Genomic DNA, 14,910 nt, shown 5'->3' with positions numbered 1-14,910 from the left:
TTCATGGTGTGTTCCTTGTTGAAACAGTGGAGGCGGCGTTGGCGCGCTCAAAGGATTCCAGGGCGTGGCTCAGGCTGGCCCTGGACAGTTCGCCCAGGTGGCTGCCGTGCAGGCGGCCGTCGGCGGTGTAGAACAACGTAGTAGGCAGCGCCATGGAGCCCACTTGCTGGCCCAACTGACCGCCTGAATCGAACAGTACATGGGACAGGTTCAGGCCAGTGGTTGCCAGAAAGTTACTCACGGTTTGTGGCGACTCCCCTTGGTTGACGAACAGAAACAGTACGTCCTGACGTTCTTGCTGGGCGTGTTGCAACACCGGCATTTCCCGTCGGCAGGGCGGACACCAGGTGGCCCAGAGGTTGATCACCAGCGGCTGCCCACGGTAATCGTTCAGCGCCACCGCACGGCCTTGCGCATCGCGCAGGCTGATGGGCGGTAATTGCGTGTTCTGTTCATACAGGTGGCTGGCGAGGCTGGTCAGTGCCCAGAACAATCCGCCACTCAACAGCCCCCAAGCCAGTGGCGTGCGCAGCCGTGGCTGTCGCCAACCTTTCCAGAGCGCGCCCAGCAGCACCGCGACAATCGCTGGCCAGAGCAGAAAGCCGCCATCGCGAATATCGACGATTTGCAGTGGGTCTTCCTGGTAGATCGACCAGTAGTGAATGACAAATGCCAAGCGTGCTACCAGCACGCCCAGCACAAACAGGCTGAACAGTGTTGACTCGGGGTTGTCGCCGTTGCGTCGTGCTACCCGCCAGCCGACCAGGGTGGCGATGGCCAGTGCGCCGAACAGCAGCAGGTGCTCGAGGCCAACAGCCAGTGGCCCGATATTCACAGTCAGCATCAGCCTTGGCTCCGGGTTTCAGACCAGTGTTGCAGGAAGTTCAGCGCATCGATTTCACCGGTGATGCGCCGTGCCCGGCGTTCGTCGCCCTCGGGGCCGATCCAGATCAGGCTGGGTGGGCCAGGTACCGCATAGCGCTTGAGCAGTTCACGGCTGGGCGGGGCGTCGGCGGTAACGTCCAGGCGCAGCAAGCGTACGCCGTTCAGCGCTGCCAGCACATCGTCGCGTGCGAACACCTGTTTCTCCATGACCTTGCACGACACGCACCAGTCAGCGTAGTAGTCCAGCAGTACCCATTGCCCTTGGGCGTTGGCGGCGTCCAGCTCTCGCTGCAGGCTCGCCGGGTCGCTGACGGTGGTGAAGGCATCGGCGCGGGTTGCCTGGTCTTCAGCGTTGCTGGCACCGGTATAAGGCTCCAGTGGTCGCCAGGGATCGCTGCCACCGGCTGCTGCACCGACCACCATAAGGCTGCCCCACAGCCCGAACAGCAGTGCCAATGCCTGTAGCGGGCGTTGCGCCTGCAAGGTTGTCCAGGCAGCCCAGCCCAGGGCGATCAGCCAGGCACCGGCCAGGCCCAGCCACAGCGTCGGGTCCAGCACGGCCCGCAGGGTGTAGAGCGCCATGGCCAGGAACACAAAGCCGAAGAACCCCTTCACCCGCTCCATCCAGGCGCCCGGTCGCGGCAGGTAACGGTTACCCAGGGTGACCAGCAACAGCAAGGGCAGGCCCATGCCAAGGCCGAGGGCAAACAGCACCAGGGCGCCCTGCACGGCATTGCCGCTTTGCGCGATGTAGAGCAATGCGCCGGCCAGCGGTGCGGTCATGCACGGCCCCATCAACAGGCCCGACAGGGCGCCCAGCAACGCAGCACCATACAGGTTGCCGCCACGGGTGTTATGCCCGGCCCGTTCAAGGCGATCTCGCAGCCAGGCGGGTAGCTGCAACTCGAAGGCGCCAAACATTGGCAAGGCCAGCACCACGAACAGGGCTGCCAGGCTGCCGAGCAGCCAGGGTTGTTGCAGCCACGCCTGCAGGTTGGCGCCCAGCAGGGCAGCAATCACACCCAGGCCGGCGTACACCAGGGCCATGCTCAGCACATACACCGCTGCCAATGCCCAGCCACGGCGAGCGCTGGCGCCGTTACCCAGCACCAATCCGGCGAGGATCGGCAGCATGGGCAGGGAGCAGGGGGTAAACGCCAGCAGTACGCCCAAGCCAAGAAAGGCCAGCAGGCTCCAGAACAGCGTACCGTGTTGCAGGTCGCCGGCCAGGGCCTGGTCGCTTGCCTGTTCGCGCCCTCGGTCAACGGCATCGGCAGGGGTGAGGGCCACCGTAGCGGTTTGCGGTGGGTAGCACAGGCCGGCGTCGGCGCAGCCTTGCCAGCCGACGCGCAGTTGGCCACTGGCATGGGCTGGCAAGATCAGTTCAAGTTCACCTCGGTACACCGGGCTTTCACCGAAGAACTCGTCTGTGTGGGTTTGTGCCGCGGGCAGCGCGGGGTGTTGTTCAGTGGGCAAGCCATCGAATTTCAGGCGCTTTTGATACAGGTAATAACCGTCGGTGATCTGCCAGTGCAGGCGCGTCTGGCCAGAGTCGAGCCGTTCGCTGCTGAACACGAAGGCTTTGTCGACCGCCAGGAAGTCCGGTTGAGCGAACGGCTTGGCGAAAGGTTGGGCCAGGCTCAGGTTGCTGAACAGTACCAACAGGGTCATCAGAAAAACGCGCATATCAGGTCCTTGTCAGCGCTATCACTCATTCAGCTTGCCGCCGGGTGATTAACCCAAAGTTAACCGGCTGCAGAAACGGCCGTCGCCCGATGCGCGACGGTTCGAGGCTGACGCGGCATAATCCTCGGTTAATCCGCCTGCGCTCCAATGGGCCTTTTATGATCGAGACTGACCATGCACGTATTGCTTTGCGAGGATGATGACCTGATCGCCAGCGGTATCGTCGCCGGGCTTGGCGCTCAAGGCCTGACGGTCGACCGCGTAGCCAGCGCGGCTGCGGCCCAGGCCATGCTCCAGGCCGCCAGCTTCGATGTCATGGTCCTCGATCTGGGCCTGCCCGATGAGGATGGGTTGAAACTACTGCGCCGTTTGCGTCAGCAGGGTGAGACCTTGCCGGTGTTGATCCTCACCGCACGGGACGCGGTCAGCGACCGGGTCGATGGCCTGCAGGCCGGCTCCGACGACTACCTGCTCAAACCCTTCGACCTGCGTGAGCTTGCCGCACGCCTGCATACGTTGATGCGGCGGATGGCGGGGCGTGCGGTGAACATCATCGAGCACGGCCCCTTGAGTTACGACCCGAGCAGCCGCGAAGCCCGCCTGGGCGGGCAGCCGGTGGACCTGTCCCGGCGTGAGCAGGCCTTGCTCCATGCCCTGTTGCATAACCGTGGCCGTGTCTTATCCAGCGAACAACTCAAGGACAGCGTCTACGGGTTCGGCGATGAAGTCGAGAGCAATGCGTTGAACGTGCATATCCACCACCTGCGGCGAAAACTGGGCAGCGGCATTGTCGAAACCGTACGTGGGCTGGGCTATCGCCTGGGGCCCGCCCAACTGCCTGAAGAGGCGGCGCGATGAGCCTGCGTTTACGTCTGAGCCTGATTCTCGGCACGGCATTTGTCGTGATCTGGGCGTTTGCTGCTGCCTGGATGCTGCGCGACCTGCGCCAGCAAATGATGTTTTCCCTTGATCAGCGGCTGGTCGCTTCGGCGCGAATGGTGGCCGGCCTGATCGACCAGTTGCCGCAACCGTTGACCAGCAAGGGCGAGGGCACGCAGCTGAGCGCGGACCAGCTGAGTATCCCCGATGGCATGGCCTGTCAGGTCAGCTCTCTGCGTGGTGAAATCCTGGCGCGCAACCACAGCCACGGCGAGCAACCTCTGGATGACGACCGGGTCGGCTTTCATGATCAGATGATCGACGGCGCCTCCTGGCGCAGCTTTACCTTTGCCCGTGGCGATGTACGTATTACCACCGCGGACCGTCATCAAGAGCGTGAAGCCTTGAATCGCTCGATCCTGCTGGCCGCGTCGGCACCGGTGCTGGTGGCCTTGTTCGGCACCCTGGGCCTGCTCTGGCTGGGCTTGGGCAGGGGCTTGGCGCCGCTGAACCGCATGCGCGATGCCTTGCGTAAACGCAGTCCCGATTCACTTGAGCCCCTGCAGCTACGGGCCATGCCCAGTGAGCTGCAACCGTTGCTGGAAACCCAGAACCAGCTGTTTCTGCGCATTGGCCAGACCCTCGAGCGCGAGCGCAGGCTGACCGACGATGCCGCCCATGAACTGCGCAGCCCGCTGACAGCGATCAAGACCCACTTGCAGGTCGCGCGGATGACCGACGGTGCGGTCCGTGAACAAGCGCTGGAGCATGCCGAGCAAGGTGCCGATCGCATGCACCGTACCCTGGAGCAATTGCTGCTGCTGGCGCGGGTAGAGGGCAGTCTGTCGTTCGACGATGGCGTGCAATGCAACGCCGAACATGTCGCACGGCAGGCGATTCAGGACATCGGCCAGGAGGGCGCCAGGCGTATTGCGCTGCACCTGGCCCCAGGAGCGGGCGAGTTATACCTGGACATGCCATCGCCCCTGGCGGTCGCGGCATTGCGCAACCTGCTGGAAAATGCGCTGCGCCATACCGTGGGCAGTGCGCCGGTGGAGTTGCAGGTGCAAGTGGACGGTGAGCGTGTCGGTTTCAGGGTGCGGGACCACGGGCCGGGTATTCCGGCACAGCACCTGGAGCACCTGACCCAGCGCTTCTGGCGCACTGGCCAGAGCGATGGTTGTGGCTTGGGCCTGGCGATTGTTCAGGCGATTGTCCAGCGTTGTGCCGGCTCGTTGGATTTCGACAGCCGCAGTGATGGTTTGCGGGTGTTGTTGCAGATTCCCCGCCGCGTGTAAGCGGTGATAGCATGCGCGCCCCATGACTATCCAAGACTTCCACCAGCGGCTCGTCGCCCTTGGCGCCAAGCCCGTGCATATCGGGCGTATCACCCGTGCCTGGCTGCGCGGCGTGCCGCTCGACACGGGCACCCGTCGTCAGAAAACCGAAGACTTCCTGCCCTTGAGCGTGCGGCAGGCACTGCCACAGCTGAGCGCCGAGCTCGATGGCCTGGCGCGGCTCAGTGCCGAGCACCCCGGTGGCGATGGTTCGGCGCGCCTGCTGGTGGAGCTGGCCGACCGACAGCAGGTGGAAAGCGTGTTACTGCCACGCGGTGGTTTGTGCGTGTCCAGCCAGGTGGGCTGCGCGGTGGGTTGCGTATTTTGCATGACCGGTAAAAGCGGCCTGCTGCGGCAACTGAGCACCGCCGAGATCCTGGCGCAGGTGGCACTGGCCCGGCGTTACCGTGCAGTCAAGAAAGTGGTTTTCATGGGCATGGGCGAACCCGCCCATAACCTCGACAACGTGCTGCAGGCTATCGACCTGCTGGGAACTGAAGGCGGTATCGGCCAGCGTAACCTGGTGTTCTCCACCGTGGGCGACCTGCGCGTGTTTGAGCGCCTGCCGCAACAGCAGGTCAAGCCGGCGTTGGCGTTGTCGCTGCACACCACCAATGCGGCGCTGCGCCAGCAGTTGCTGCCCCGCGCGCCGCGGATCGACCCTGAAGAACTGGTCGAGTTGGGCGAAGCCTATGCGCGGCAAATCGATTACCCGATTCAGTACCAGTGGACGTTGCTCAAAGGCATCAACGACAGCCAGGAAGAAATGGACGGGATTCTGCGCTTGCTCAAAGGCAAGTACGCGATCATGAACGTGATCCCCTACAACAGCCTGGAAGCCGATGAGTTCCAGCGGCCTGACGCGGACCGCATCGAGCAGATCATGCGCTACCTGCACAGCAATGGCGTGTTGACCAAAGTACGCAACTCGGCGGGGCAGGACATTGACGGTGGATGCGGCCAGTTGCGGGCACGGGCGGCGGACCTGATGCAGCGCAAGCGTGCGCATGCATCACCGTCACTGCTGCTTGCTGGTGATCGATAGTGAAAATTCGCTGTTTCAAGTAGGACATTTCCCAAGCATACTTTTCCGGCGTTCTTGCCGTTGTGCCTGTCATTGGCGCGGACTAGTCTTGCCGAGTCGTTGCCCATTCAACGACCGGATTTAGCAGTCCGAACATGAAGTCAGGCGCAACACGCCTCCATAGTCATTGCAACGCTTACGTCTGCGATGCTGCTCTATGGCGGCTGTGCGTGGGGCACCCTCGGGTGCGCCGGGTACCTGACTTCCCGGTCTGCTAACCCGCGTACAGCTGCCACCTAACTCGTTTAGCAGCGATTCGTGGCAGCTCCACTGAAAGTCAGGAGTTGCGCCATGATCAAGCTCACGCCCGATCCCCCCGTATTGCGTGTTCGTCAGGACCTTCCTTCAGAGGTCGCCTTGCTGCATGCCTACAAACACCTTGCATGTGCGGTTGCGGCCACGCGACAAGCCCTTGAACACAGTGGCTCGCGGGCCGAGGTATTGATTCAAGGCGTCTTCCACCAGGTTGAAGTGGCTAAAGAGCTGGTTGAGGTTTCGCTGAAAAATCTCCGGTATTAGCGTAAGGCTGTCAGCAGCCCGCGCTCTGCGGGCTTGCCCATAAATCCCCCAAGGGTTGGATTTGTGTCCAACTTCTTGGGGGCAGTCCAAGGGGTAGGAGCGGGCTTGCCCGCGATGGCATCAACACGGTGCCAGTGAGTCCGCGGCGCCCGCATCGCAGGCGAGCCTGCTTCTCACAAAATCCTCGAGTGCTTTTTGCGGCCCTTTCGATCAATTTCGGAAGCGTCCTACATCCATCCCATGGCTTGATTTGTTAGCGTCCGTGCCTCGCAGCAGCCACCGGGGGACCAGGGATGTTCTCAGCCGCCAATCACGCGCACTTCAGCCTGACGATCGATGACCTTCAGCACGACCTTCAGGTGCTGTCATTCACCGGCACGGAAGCCATCAGCACACCCTTTGCCTTTGACGTGGCCTTGGTCAGCGAACGCGCAGACCTTGAGCTTGAAACCTTGCTGCACAAGCAGGCGTTCCTGGCGTTCAACGCGCAGGGCGCCGGCATTCACGGGCAGGTTTACCGCGTGTCGCAGGGCGATGCGGGCAAGCGCCTGACCCGCTACAACCTGAGGCTGGTGCCGCAACTGGCCTACCTCGGGCTGCGCCGCAACCACCGGATTTTCCAGCAGCGCACGCTGGCGCAGATCATCGCCCAGGTGCTTGAGGAACACGGCATCCTCAGCGATGCCTACCAACTGCACCTGGAAAAGACCAGCGCCCCACGGGAGTACTGCGTGCAGTACGGCGAGTCCGACCTGCACTTTCTGCAGCGCCTGTGTTTCGAGGAGGGCGTCAGTTATACCTTCCGGCACAGCCGCACCGGGCACACGGTGGTGTTCAGTGACCACCAGACCTTTTTCCCCAAACTCGGCCAGCCCACCCCCTACCAACAGGACAGTGGCCTGGTGGCCGACGAGCCGGTAATCAGCCGTTTCAACCTGCGCGTGGAAGCGCGCACCCGGCGCACGTTCTGGCGCGACTACGACTTCGAGAAATCCAGCTTCGTGCTCGAGGCCGAGCGTCAGGCTGATACGGCCTACCCGGAGCCGAACCTGGAGGATTACACCTACCCCGGTGGTTTTCTGCAGGGCGAGGAGGGCAAGCGACTCAGCCAGCGCGCCCTGGAACGCCACCGGGCCGAGCACCGGGTCGCGGAGGGCCGAAGCGATCAGCCGAGCCTGGTGACGGGCCATCTGCTGGAGCTGTCCGGCCACCCGTGCCAGGCCTGGAACGACCTGTGGCTGCTGACCGAGATTCAGCATCAAGGCAAGCAACCGCAAGTGCTGGAGGAGAGCATGACTGCCGACTGCGCAGCGGCGGATGACGGCTTCCAGCAGGGCTATCGCAACCACTTTAGCGCCACCCCCTGGGACGTGTTCTACCGTCCGCAGCAGGCGTACCACAAGCCCCGTGTGCTGGGCAGCCAGACGGCCCGGGTTACCGGCCCGAAAGGCGAAGAGGTCTATTGCGACGCCTATGGCCGGGTCAAGGTGCAGTTCCACTGGGACCGCGAGGGCCAGCACAACGACCAGAGCAGTTGCTGGCTGCGGGTCGCCTCGGGCTGGGCCGGCAATGGCCATGGCAGCGTCAGCATTCCACGGGTGGGCATGGAGGTATTGGTGGTCTTTTTGGAGGGCGACCCGGACCGTCCGCTGGTCAGCGGTTGCCTACCCAATAGCCTCAACCCGGTGCCCCATGCCTTACCGATGAACAAGACCCGCAGCGTGTTTCGCAGCCGCAGTACACCGGGTGGTGGTGGCTACAACGAACTGCATGTGGAGGACCGCAAAGGTCACGAACTGATCTACCTGCGCGCCCAGCGAGACCTGGAGCAGAAGGTCGAGCGTGACAGCCGGCTGGAGGTGGGCGGTGAGTACACGGCCCGGGTCGCGGGCAACAGCATCACGGTACTGGAGGCGGAGGAGCACCACACGGTCAAGGCGGATCGCAAGGTGCAGCTCAAGGCCAATGAGTACCTGGAGGTGGAGGCCAGCAGCCACACTCGGGTTGGGCAGACGCTGGCGACAGAGGCAGGGCAGGAGGTGCACCTCAAGGCGGGCGCAATGATGGTCCTCGACGCAGGGGTAAGCCTCACGCTGAAAGCCGGTGGCCAGCACATCGTGATTGGCGCGGGCGGCATCTTCAGCAGCAGCGAGATTCAAGTGGGCGGCGCGCTAGTGACGGGCACGGCGGTGGCTTTGGCACAGGCAGAGCAGGTAGAGGCATTGGTGGCCATGGCACTGGATTCACAGCAGCAGGCGCTGCAGCGAGCGGCGCAAAAAACGGCGGGTGTCTGTGCCATATGCCAGAAGCTGGCGGCGCTCAAAGCATGAGCGGCGCTTACCTGTTGCTCGACAGCCTGCAGATTCAGCACCTGCCTACACGCCTCGCACAGCTGGCGCCTGATGCCCCGATGCACCTGTTGTACCTGAACACGGCGTATGCCGACCTGATCGACTGCAGCCCGATACTGATCCCGGTTGTGCCGGACAGCGACCTAGCGCGCACCTTTGCCATGACCTGGCGAGCCAGTGCCGGCCTCTGGCTGGAAACCGACGTGGATGAGTATGAACTGCTCGAACACCTTCGCAGCCTGGTACATGTGCGGCTCGATGGCGGGTGCAGCGCGTTCTTTCGCTACGTCGACCCGCGTATCGCTCGCTTGTGGTTAACGGGCCTGACGCCTGCCGCCCGTGATCGGGTAATGGGGCCGATCCGCTGTGTTCAACTGCCTGAGGCCGATGGCAGCGAATTACGGATTACCCAGCACAACCCCGAACAACCCAGTGCCCGTTACGCCAGCACACCCTGGCTTCACCTGAGCAGCGAGCAACTGGCACATATCGTTCAAGCCCAGCGGGAGGGCTTCGATCATCGGCTTGTCGAGCACGGTCTGCGCCATTTCCCCGACTGCTTCGAGGGCCTGGATGAGCCGGCTCGGCGTCAATGGGCAATGGCCTGCCGCCGCAGCGCCGAGCGCCAGGGGTTCAGCGCGGAAGACGAGGTGATGTGCTGGGTCGCGCTTTACGCCCGGTTGGGCGAGGCATTTCCCGATGGCCCGGAGCACGGTGTGTACCGAGAACGCCTGAAGGAGCAAGGCCTGCTGCCTGAACAGCGCTTGAGCAACCTGCTGATCGAGCTGTCCCGACACCCCCTTAACCACAAGGAGCGCATGGAATGAGCGCCGAAAAGAAAGCCTATGTCTGCCAGCTGGCCAATGCTGAGCGGGACGCCAGGGCTCATCCCCATGTCGACATCAACAGCCCGGTCGAGCTTTGCCAAGCCTCGCAGCCCGAGATCTTTGTCGTTCCGGTGCGCTACGCCCTGGCCGAGGAGTGGGCCAGCCACCCATGCTGCGACCCTGGGGTTGTGCCGCAAAGCCATGCCATGGCGGCGCGCCGCCTGCGTTGCGGTTACCTCTACCTGTGGCACCAAGAAGGCCCGCTCAAGCGCTATGCGGTGGCCGACAACGGCCTGTTGCTGGAGCAGGCGCTCCACGACGCGCCTGGCCGAGTGGCCAATGGCACCCTAGTCGGCCTGGCGCTGGATAAACACCACGACGCCTGGATGAGCTTCACCGAACACCCCATCGGGCCTGAACAGTGTGCCCGGCTGAGTGAACGCAAGGTGCGCGACCGGCACATGCGCCACCTGGACCTGCGACAAGTGGCCGACACCCTTCAGGCGCCGCATTGCCCGCCCTGGGAACACGCCGACCAGGTGCTCGCCGAGCTACTGCCCGAGAGTTACCTGCGGGCATTGGCCATTGAGCATCAGCGCACGGAGTACGCGCAGCACGCCGAAATCCTCGGCGATCAGATGATCGCGGCCCCCACACCGGCCAGTATCAAGGCCTACACCGATGCCATGTACCACAACCAGGAGCGGGCCAAGGCGGCGGAGCAGTACGCCGAAGTGAGCGCCGACACCCCGCCCACCGGTGAATGGAGCGCCGAGCGCTGGGACGCCCTGCAGGTCAAGGACTGGCTGGCGACCATCCACGCCCAGGCCAAGGCCCTGTACCGCGTGTTCGCCTGCCTGGACGATGAGCTGGGCGTGCTGCGCGACATCAACCATGAGCAGGAGCAGGTGCAAACCCGCCATGAGCAGTGGACCCAGGACAACACCCTGCGCCTAAGCGTGGGGGGCTTTGTTCGCAGCCTGATCACCGAGGATGCCGCGGAAGTGGCGGGCCGGCTGCGTTACGTTTACCACAAGAGCAACGACAGCGGCCCGGGCCGGGAAATCGAGTTCAGCACCGAGCAGGGCGACATTCTGCTCAAGGCTCACCGGCGCCTCGACGAGTTGCTCAAGGAAGAACAACTGATCGAACAACAACGCGGGCACACCTACAGCTCCCGGCAGGCGGATGAAAAACTCTGGGCGCTGCGCGAGCAAATCGCCGAGGCCACCGCCCCGGTTCGTGCTTTCATTCCGATTGACCTGTACAACGAAGTCGAAACCCTGGTTAGCCAGTACCGCGCTGAAAAAGTCACCCACCTCACGGAGCGGGCGGGCGCCCGGGTCGAGGAATACATCGACCTGCCGGCCCTGAACACCTGGCTCGACCACACCGCACCGGCCCACTACGCGCAGATCAACGAGCGCCATACGCTGCTGTATGCCGACCGCGACCTGTATTTAAAGCGTCACCACCGTGCGACCTGGTGGGTCGATTATGACGACAGCGGCACCCGTGCCTGGCTCGACCGCCTGGCCACCGCCTGCCTCAGCGCCCAGTGCCTGCACGATAAAGGCGCCGAACAATATGCCGACTATGTCCGCAGCCCCGACCCCGGCGTGCTGCGCCAGTTGTTCTTCGCCTGGAGCCCAAGCCTGGAAGCGGCGCTGAACAGCGCCACGCGCCACAGCGAGATCCTCGGCGCCCTGGCCCAGGAAAACCGCAGCAACGCCTATGAAGCCCTGGCCAAGGCCCTGGCGCCGCTGAGCCGGGCGGTCCTGGATGATATCGGAGCGCGGGCCAGTAACCCGCACGGCGAGTGGAACACTCTGGTCAAACGCCTCGGCGCGGCCTTGCTGCGGCTCAGGGGCGAGGAAGCCATGGCCCTGAGCCCGACCTGGAACAGCCTGCTGGTGGCGATCAAGCTGGGCACGGGGGCCGGGGCGCGCTGGGGCATCAAAGCTGGCAAACCGGTACTGCGCCTGTTTGGTGACTCGGCCGAGGAACTGTGGCGCTGGGCCCAGTCGACCGGGCGGGCCATTGGCCTGGGGCAACCGGCGGGCATCTTCAACAGCAAGGTGGTGCAAAACAGCGGCGGCTTGATTGCCCTGATGGTGCTCCTGCTGAACAGCTGGAATGCCAATAGCTACCTGAGCCAAGCCAGTGCGCTGGAGGGGATGGACAATCAGCGGATCAACGACACGATTTCCGCGACGCTGTATGCCGGGGCGGCGTTGACGGCGGTGGTGGATATGCAGATTCGGAAGGGGTTGGGGGTTAAGGAGTTTGGTAGGGGGAGATCGATGGCTCCAGTCCTAACGCTGTTTGGTGGTGTTATTGGTGGGTTGTCATTTTATGCAGCATTTAAAGAATTCAGCTCACTACAAACGCAACTGGAAAACTCCCACAACTCTATAGATCCGTGGCTGGACATGCGCCACTCCGTCGTTGGCGCTCAAGTGGCGGTTTTCGGCACCCAAGCATTACTCGGTGTAGCCTATACCGCCAGGGCTATCGCCGGTGTCATGACCGTCGATGCCGCAATTGCGGGTTTTTCACTCTGGATGGGACCTGTCACGATCCTGATCGCCGGGCTGGGTGTGCTGTACCTGATCGCCTGGTTTTTCCAGCAAAAGCCCTTGCAGGCCTTTCTCGCCAACTGCTGCTGGTCCAAACGGCGGGCGCGCGACCTGGGGCCCGTTTCGCCCGAAGCGCAGCAGCAGGAGTTCGCCCAGCTGTACCGCCTCCTGTATGCGCCGAAGGTCAGTGTTGAGGTGCTCAACACGCTGACCTATTCAGCCCATCCCTACATTAAACGCAGCCTCTCGGTCATCAGCAGCCTGACCCTTGACCTGCCGGGTGCGGAGCCCCACAGCACCTACCTGGCGCTGGCCATGATCGGTGACCCGATCGATCGTGATACCTGGGATATGCAACTGGAGATGAACCCACTCAGCACCGTGGCACCGCCGCGCTTATGGTGCGATGTCGGTAAGTACTGGCTGGCGGAAAGCCGCTGCAGTTGGATACCCCACCAAGAGGGGCAAGGCCTGCGTTTGCACGGTGAGTTTCGCCTGTCGAACAACCTCAGTTCAAACCCCGCCAGTGTTTCGCTGCGCGTGTACTACCGGACACCACTGATCTCGCTGCTCGGCGAGGGCGCCTTTGTCGGCGGCGAACGGGGCGTGGCCTTTACCATCACCCATCAAGATGGCGTCGTCGCCCTGCGTGACGATCCTACTCCCGGTTTGGACAGTGCCCGGCATTACCTGTTGAGTGACCAGCAGCAATGCTCGCGCTACCTGCAGCCGACGTGGCGAAAATGAGTAGACCGGCAGCCGGTACAACCCAAAAACGCTTGTTCTCACAACGTGATTACCTGGCACCCCTGCCGATCCCGACCGGTGAACCGCCGGCGGATGTACTCAACACCATCTGGCGCAAGAATGAGGTGTTTCTCGATATTGGGAGCTACAGCATTGGATCAGGGGTGATGGTCATATGGCCCCTTGCGATGATGTTTCTGATTATGGGGTATTACTCTTGGGATGATGACCTCTGGTACATCTTCGCTATCGGAGCAGGACTCATCGTTGGTGTTCCATCATTTATTTTGATCCAAAGCCTGTTCCGTCCTGTCCCCTTGCCGTTGCGCTTCAATCGCCAACGCCGCGAGGTCTGCGTTCCCCGCGAAGACGGCGAATACTGGATTGTGCCGTGGGAATCGGTGACCGCAGCAGCCGTCCAGCATTCGACCGTCAGCCAAGGGGGCCGAATGGAAATGGGGCTGTTATTCATCGGCTTTGACAACCCCGATCCAAATGCACAGGAAGGCAACCAGCATTTCAGTCTGGGTTTCAACTGTGGCGGCGGTACTACGGCGATGGCCTTGTGGGAGTGCATGCGCAGTTACATGGAAGTCGGGCCGCAGGCAGTTCCTGATAGTCGGGTTGGGGAAATACCTTATGAAAAGACGCAAATAGGCTCAATCGTCACCAGCTTGCGTAAAGGTGATGTGTTTGATGTGTTGCACGGGATATTTTTCATCACCGTCTTTGGAACCTGGTTGGCAGAAAAAGCACAGAACCTGAAATTGTCTGCACCACCGGACCTGCCGTACCCCGAAATCAGCGAATGGTCAAAACCCTTGCCACCCGAACAGTGGGCCAAGCGCTCACCTGAACTGGAAGCGGCCATTGCTGAGCGTGAGGCGGAGCTGGCGGCAAAGTTGGTGCCTGCCTCGTACCGGGAAAATGATGAGTAGACCCGCAGCCGGTACGACCAAAAAGCGCCTGTTCTCACAACGTGACTACCTGGCCCCCCTGCCGATCCCGACCTGTGAACAGCCGGCGGATGTGCTCAACACCATCTGGCGCAAGAATGAGGTGTTTCTCGATATTGGGAGCTACAGCATAGGGGCGGGGGTGATGGTTTTGTGGCCCATGATAATGCTGTATCTAGGCTTGACGCTTGGGTTTAGAAATATTGCGCCAGACTTCAGTTTAATCATGTTGATTGGTGGAGGCATTATTACGGGTATCCCCGCACTGATCATGATCCACGGCCTGTTCCGTCCAGTTCCCCTGCCATTGCGTTTCAATCGCCAGCGTCGCGAGGTCTGCGTCCCTCGCGAAGACGGTGAGTACTGGATTGTGCCGTGGGAATCGGTGACCGCAGCAGCCGTCCAGCATTCGACCGTCAGCCAAGGGGGCCGAATGGAAATGGGGCTGTTATTCATCGGCTTCGACAACCCCGATCCCGATGCACAGGAAGGCAACCAGCATTTCAGCCTGGGTTTCAATTGTGGCGGCGGTACCACGGCGATGGCCTTGTGGGAGTGCATGCGCAGTTACATGGAAATCGGGCCGCAGGCCGTTGTTGACCGTACCGCTCGGTTTCATCGCCCCAAAGGCATTTTGGCAACCTACATCGACGACTGTTTTGAGGCCGCACAGCGCAAGGGCTGGTTCTTGACGCTGCTGTGGGAAGGTTTTTTCGGCCTGTTTATTTTCAACACACTGCTGATTGATGTGTTGGAACGCTGGAAGCTCTCACCGCCACCCGACCTGCCGTACCCCGAGATCAGCGAATGGTCAAAACCCTTGCCGCCTGAACAATGGGCCAAGCGCTCACCTGAGCTAGAAGCGGCCATTGCTGAGCGTGAGGCGGCGCTTGCGGCGAACCGGGAATGTCATGAGTAGACCCGCAGCCGGTACGACCAAAAAGCGCCTGTTCTCACAACGTGACTACCTGGCCCCCCTGCCTATCCCGACCGGTGAACAGCCGGCGGATGTGCTCAACACCATCTGGCGCAAGAATGAGGTGTTTCTCGATATTGGGAG

At 62.2% G+C, this 14,910-nt stretch carries 11 protein-coding genes; 9 read left to right on the top strand and 2 right to left on the bottom strand.

Annotated features, from left to right (window positions below):
• Position 1: 1 nt before the first annotated feature.
• Positions 2-844 (bottom strand): prolipoprotein diacylglyceryl transferase family protein, encoded by an 843-nt coding sequence (locus tag CYD26_RS21735; RefSeq protein ID WP_102053635.1) that lies wholly within the window; start codon positions 842-844, stop codon positions 2-4.
• Positions 844-2,556 carry a protein-disulfide reductase DsbD gene (dsbD, locus tag CYD26_RS21730; RefSeq protein ID WP_102053643.1) on the bottom strand — a complete coding sequence of 571 codons (1,713 nt, stop codon included), beginning with the start codon at positions 2,554-2,556 and terminating at the stop codon, positions 844-846. Before dsbD ends, CYD26_RS21735 begins: the two co-directional genes overlap by 1 nt.
• Positions 2,557-2,745: 189 nt before the next feature.
• Between dsbD and CYD26_RS21725 the strand changes: the two genes are divergently transcribed.
• From CYD26_RS21725 to CYD26_RS21685, 9 genes are all read left to right on the top strand, one after another.
• Positions 2,746-3,429, top strand: coding sequence for a response regulator (locus CYD26_RS21725; RefSeq protein ID WP_099773997.1), 684 nt, complete (start codon positions 2,746-2,748; stop codon positions 3,427-3,429).
• Positions 3,426-4,748, top strand: a complete 1,323-nt coding sequence (locus CYD26_RS21720) for an ATP-binding protein (RefSeq protein WP_102053634.1) — start codon at positions 3,426-3,428, stop codon at positions 4,746-4,748. The genes CYD26_RS21725 and CYD26_RS21720 overlap by 4 nt, the downstream gene beginning before the upstream one ends.
• 22 nt (positions 4,749-4,770) lie before the next feature.
• On the top strand, positions 4,771-5,832 hold the full coding sequence (locus CYD26_RS21715; protein WP_102053633.1) for an RNA methyltransferase: 1,062 nt from the start codon (positions 4,771-4,773) through the stop codon (positions 5,830-5,832).
• A gap of 330 nt (positions 5,833-6,162) precedes the next feature.
• On the top strand, positions 6,163-6,390 hold the full coding sequence (locus CYD26_RS21710; protein ID WP_102053632.1) for a hypothetical protein: 228 nt from the start codon (positions 6,163-6,165) through the stop codon (positions 6,388-6,390).
• Positions 6,391-6,683: 293 nt separating this feature from the next.
• A complete protein-coding gene (locus tag CYD26_RS21705) occupies positions 6,684-8,720 on the top strand; it encodes a type VI secretion system tip protein VgrG (RefSeq protein WP_102053631.1) in 2,037 nt (678 codons plus the stop codon).
• Positions 8,717-9,568 (top strand): DUF4123 domain-containing protein, encoded by an 852-nt coding sequence (locus tag CYD26_RS21700; RefSeq protein ID WP_158240140.1) that lies wholly within the window; start codon positions 8,717-8,719, stop codon positions 9,566-9,568. Before CYD26_RS21705 ends, CYD26_RS21700 begins: the two co-directional genes overlap by 4 nt.
• Entirely contained in the window at positions 9,565-12,894 is a 3,330-nt protein-coding gene (locus CYD26_RS21695; RefSeq protein ID WP_102053629.1) for a toxin VasX, read from the top strand. Before CYD26_RS21700 ends, CYD26_RS21695 begins: the two co-directional genes overlap by 4 nt.
• Positions 12,891-13,832, top strand: a complete 942-nt coding sequence (locus tag CYD26_RS21690; RefSeq protein WP_099776583.1) for a DUF6708 domain-containing protein — start codon at positions 12,891-12,893, stop codon at positions 13,830-13,832. The genes CYD26_RS21695 and CYD26_RS21690 overlap by 4 nt, the downstream gene beginning before the upstream one ends.
• Positions 13,825-14,769 carry a hypothetical protein gene (locus CYD26_RS21685; RefSeq protein ID WP_102053628.1) on the top strand — a complete coding sequence of 315 codons (945 nt, stop codon included), beginning with the start codon at positions 13,825-13,827 and terminating at the stop codon, positions 14,767-14,769. Before CYD26_RS21690 ends, CYD26_RS21685 begins: the two co-directional genes overlap by 8 nt.
• Positions 14,770-14,910: the final 141 nt, after the last annotated feature.

This window comes from Pseudomonas sp. FFUP_PS_473, assembly GCF_002858665.1.
GTDB lineage: Bacteria > Pseudomonadota > Gammaproteobacteria > Pseudomonadales > Pseudomonadaceae > Aquipseudomonas > Aquipseudomonas defluvii.
This window is presented reverse-complemented; position numbering and strand designations above follow the sequence as displayed.

Excerpts from the sequence above, each read along its gene's own strand:
- CYD26_RS21700 (WP_158240140.1), top strand. The coding sequence starts at position 8,717 with ATGAGCGGCGCTTACCTGTTGCTCGACAGCCTGCAGATTCAGCACCTG.
- CYD26_RS21710 (WP_102053632.1), top strand. The coding sequence starts at position 6,163 with ATGATCAAGCTCACGCCCGATCCCCCCGTATTGCGTGTTCGTCAGGAC.
- CYD26_RS21720 (WP_102053634.1), top strand. The coding sequence starts at position 3,426 with ATGAGCCTGCGTTTACGTCTGAGCCTGATTCTCGGCACGGCATTTGTC.
- CYD26_RS21695 (WP_102053629.1), top strand. The coding sequence starts at position 9,565 with ATGAGCGCCGAAAAGAAAGCCTATGTCTGCCAGCTGGCCAATGCTGAG.
- CYD26_RS21715 (WP_102053633.1), top strand. The coding sequence starts at position 4,771 with ATGACTATCCAAGACTTCCACCAGCGGCTCGTCGCCCTTGGCGCCAAG.
- CYD26_RS21735 (WP_102053635.1), bottom strand. The coding sequence starts at position 844 with ATGCTGACTGTGAATATCGGGCCACTGGCTGTTGGCCTCGAGCACCTG.
- CYD26_RS21690 (WP_099776583.1), top strand. The coding sequence starts at position 12,891 with ATGAGTAGACCGGCAGCCGGTACAACCCAAAAACGCTTGTTCTCACAA.
- CYD26_RS21725 (WP_099773997.1), top strand. The coding sequence starts at position 2,746 with ATGCACGTATTGCTTTGCGAGGATGATGACCTGATCGCCAGCGGTATC.
- CYD26_RS21685 (WP_102053628.1), top strand. The coding sequence starts at position 13,825 with ATGAGTAGACCCGCAGCCGGTACGACCAAAAAGCGCCTGTTCTCACAA.
- dsbD (WP_102053643.1), bottom strand. The coding sequence starts at position 2,556 with ATGACCCTGTTGGTACTGTTCAGCAACCTGAGCCTGGCCCAACCTTTC.
- CYD26_RS21705 (WP_102053631.1), top strand. The coding sequence starts at position 6,684 with ATGTTCTCAGCCGCCAATCACGCGCACTTCAGCCTGACGATCGATGAC.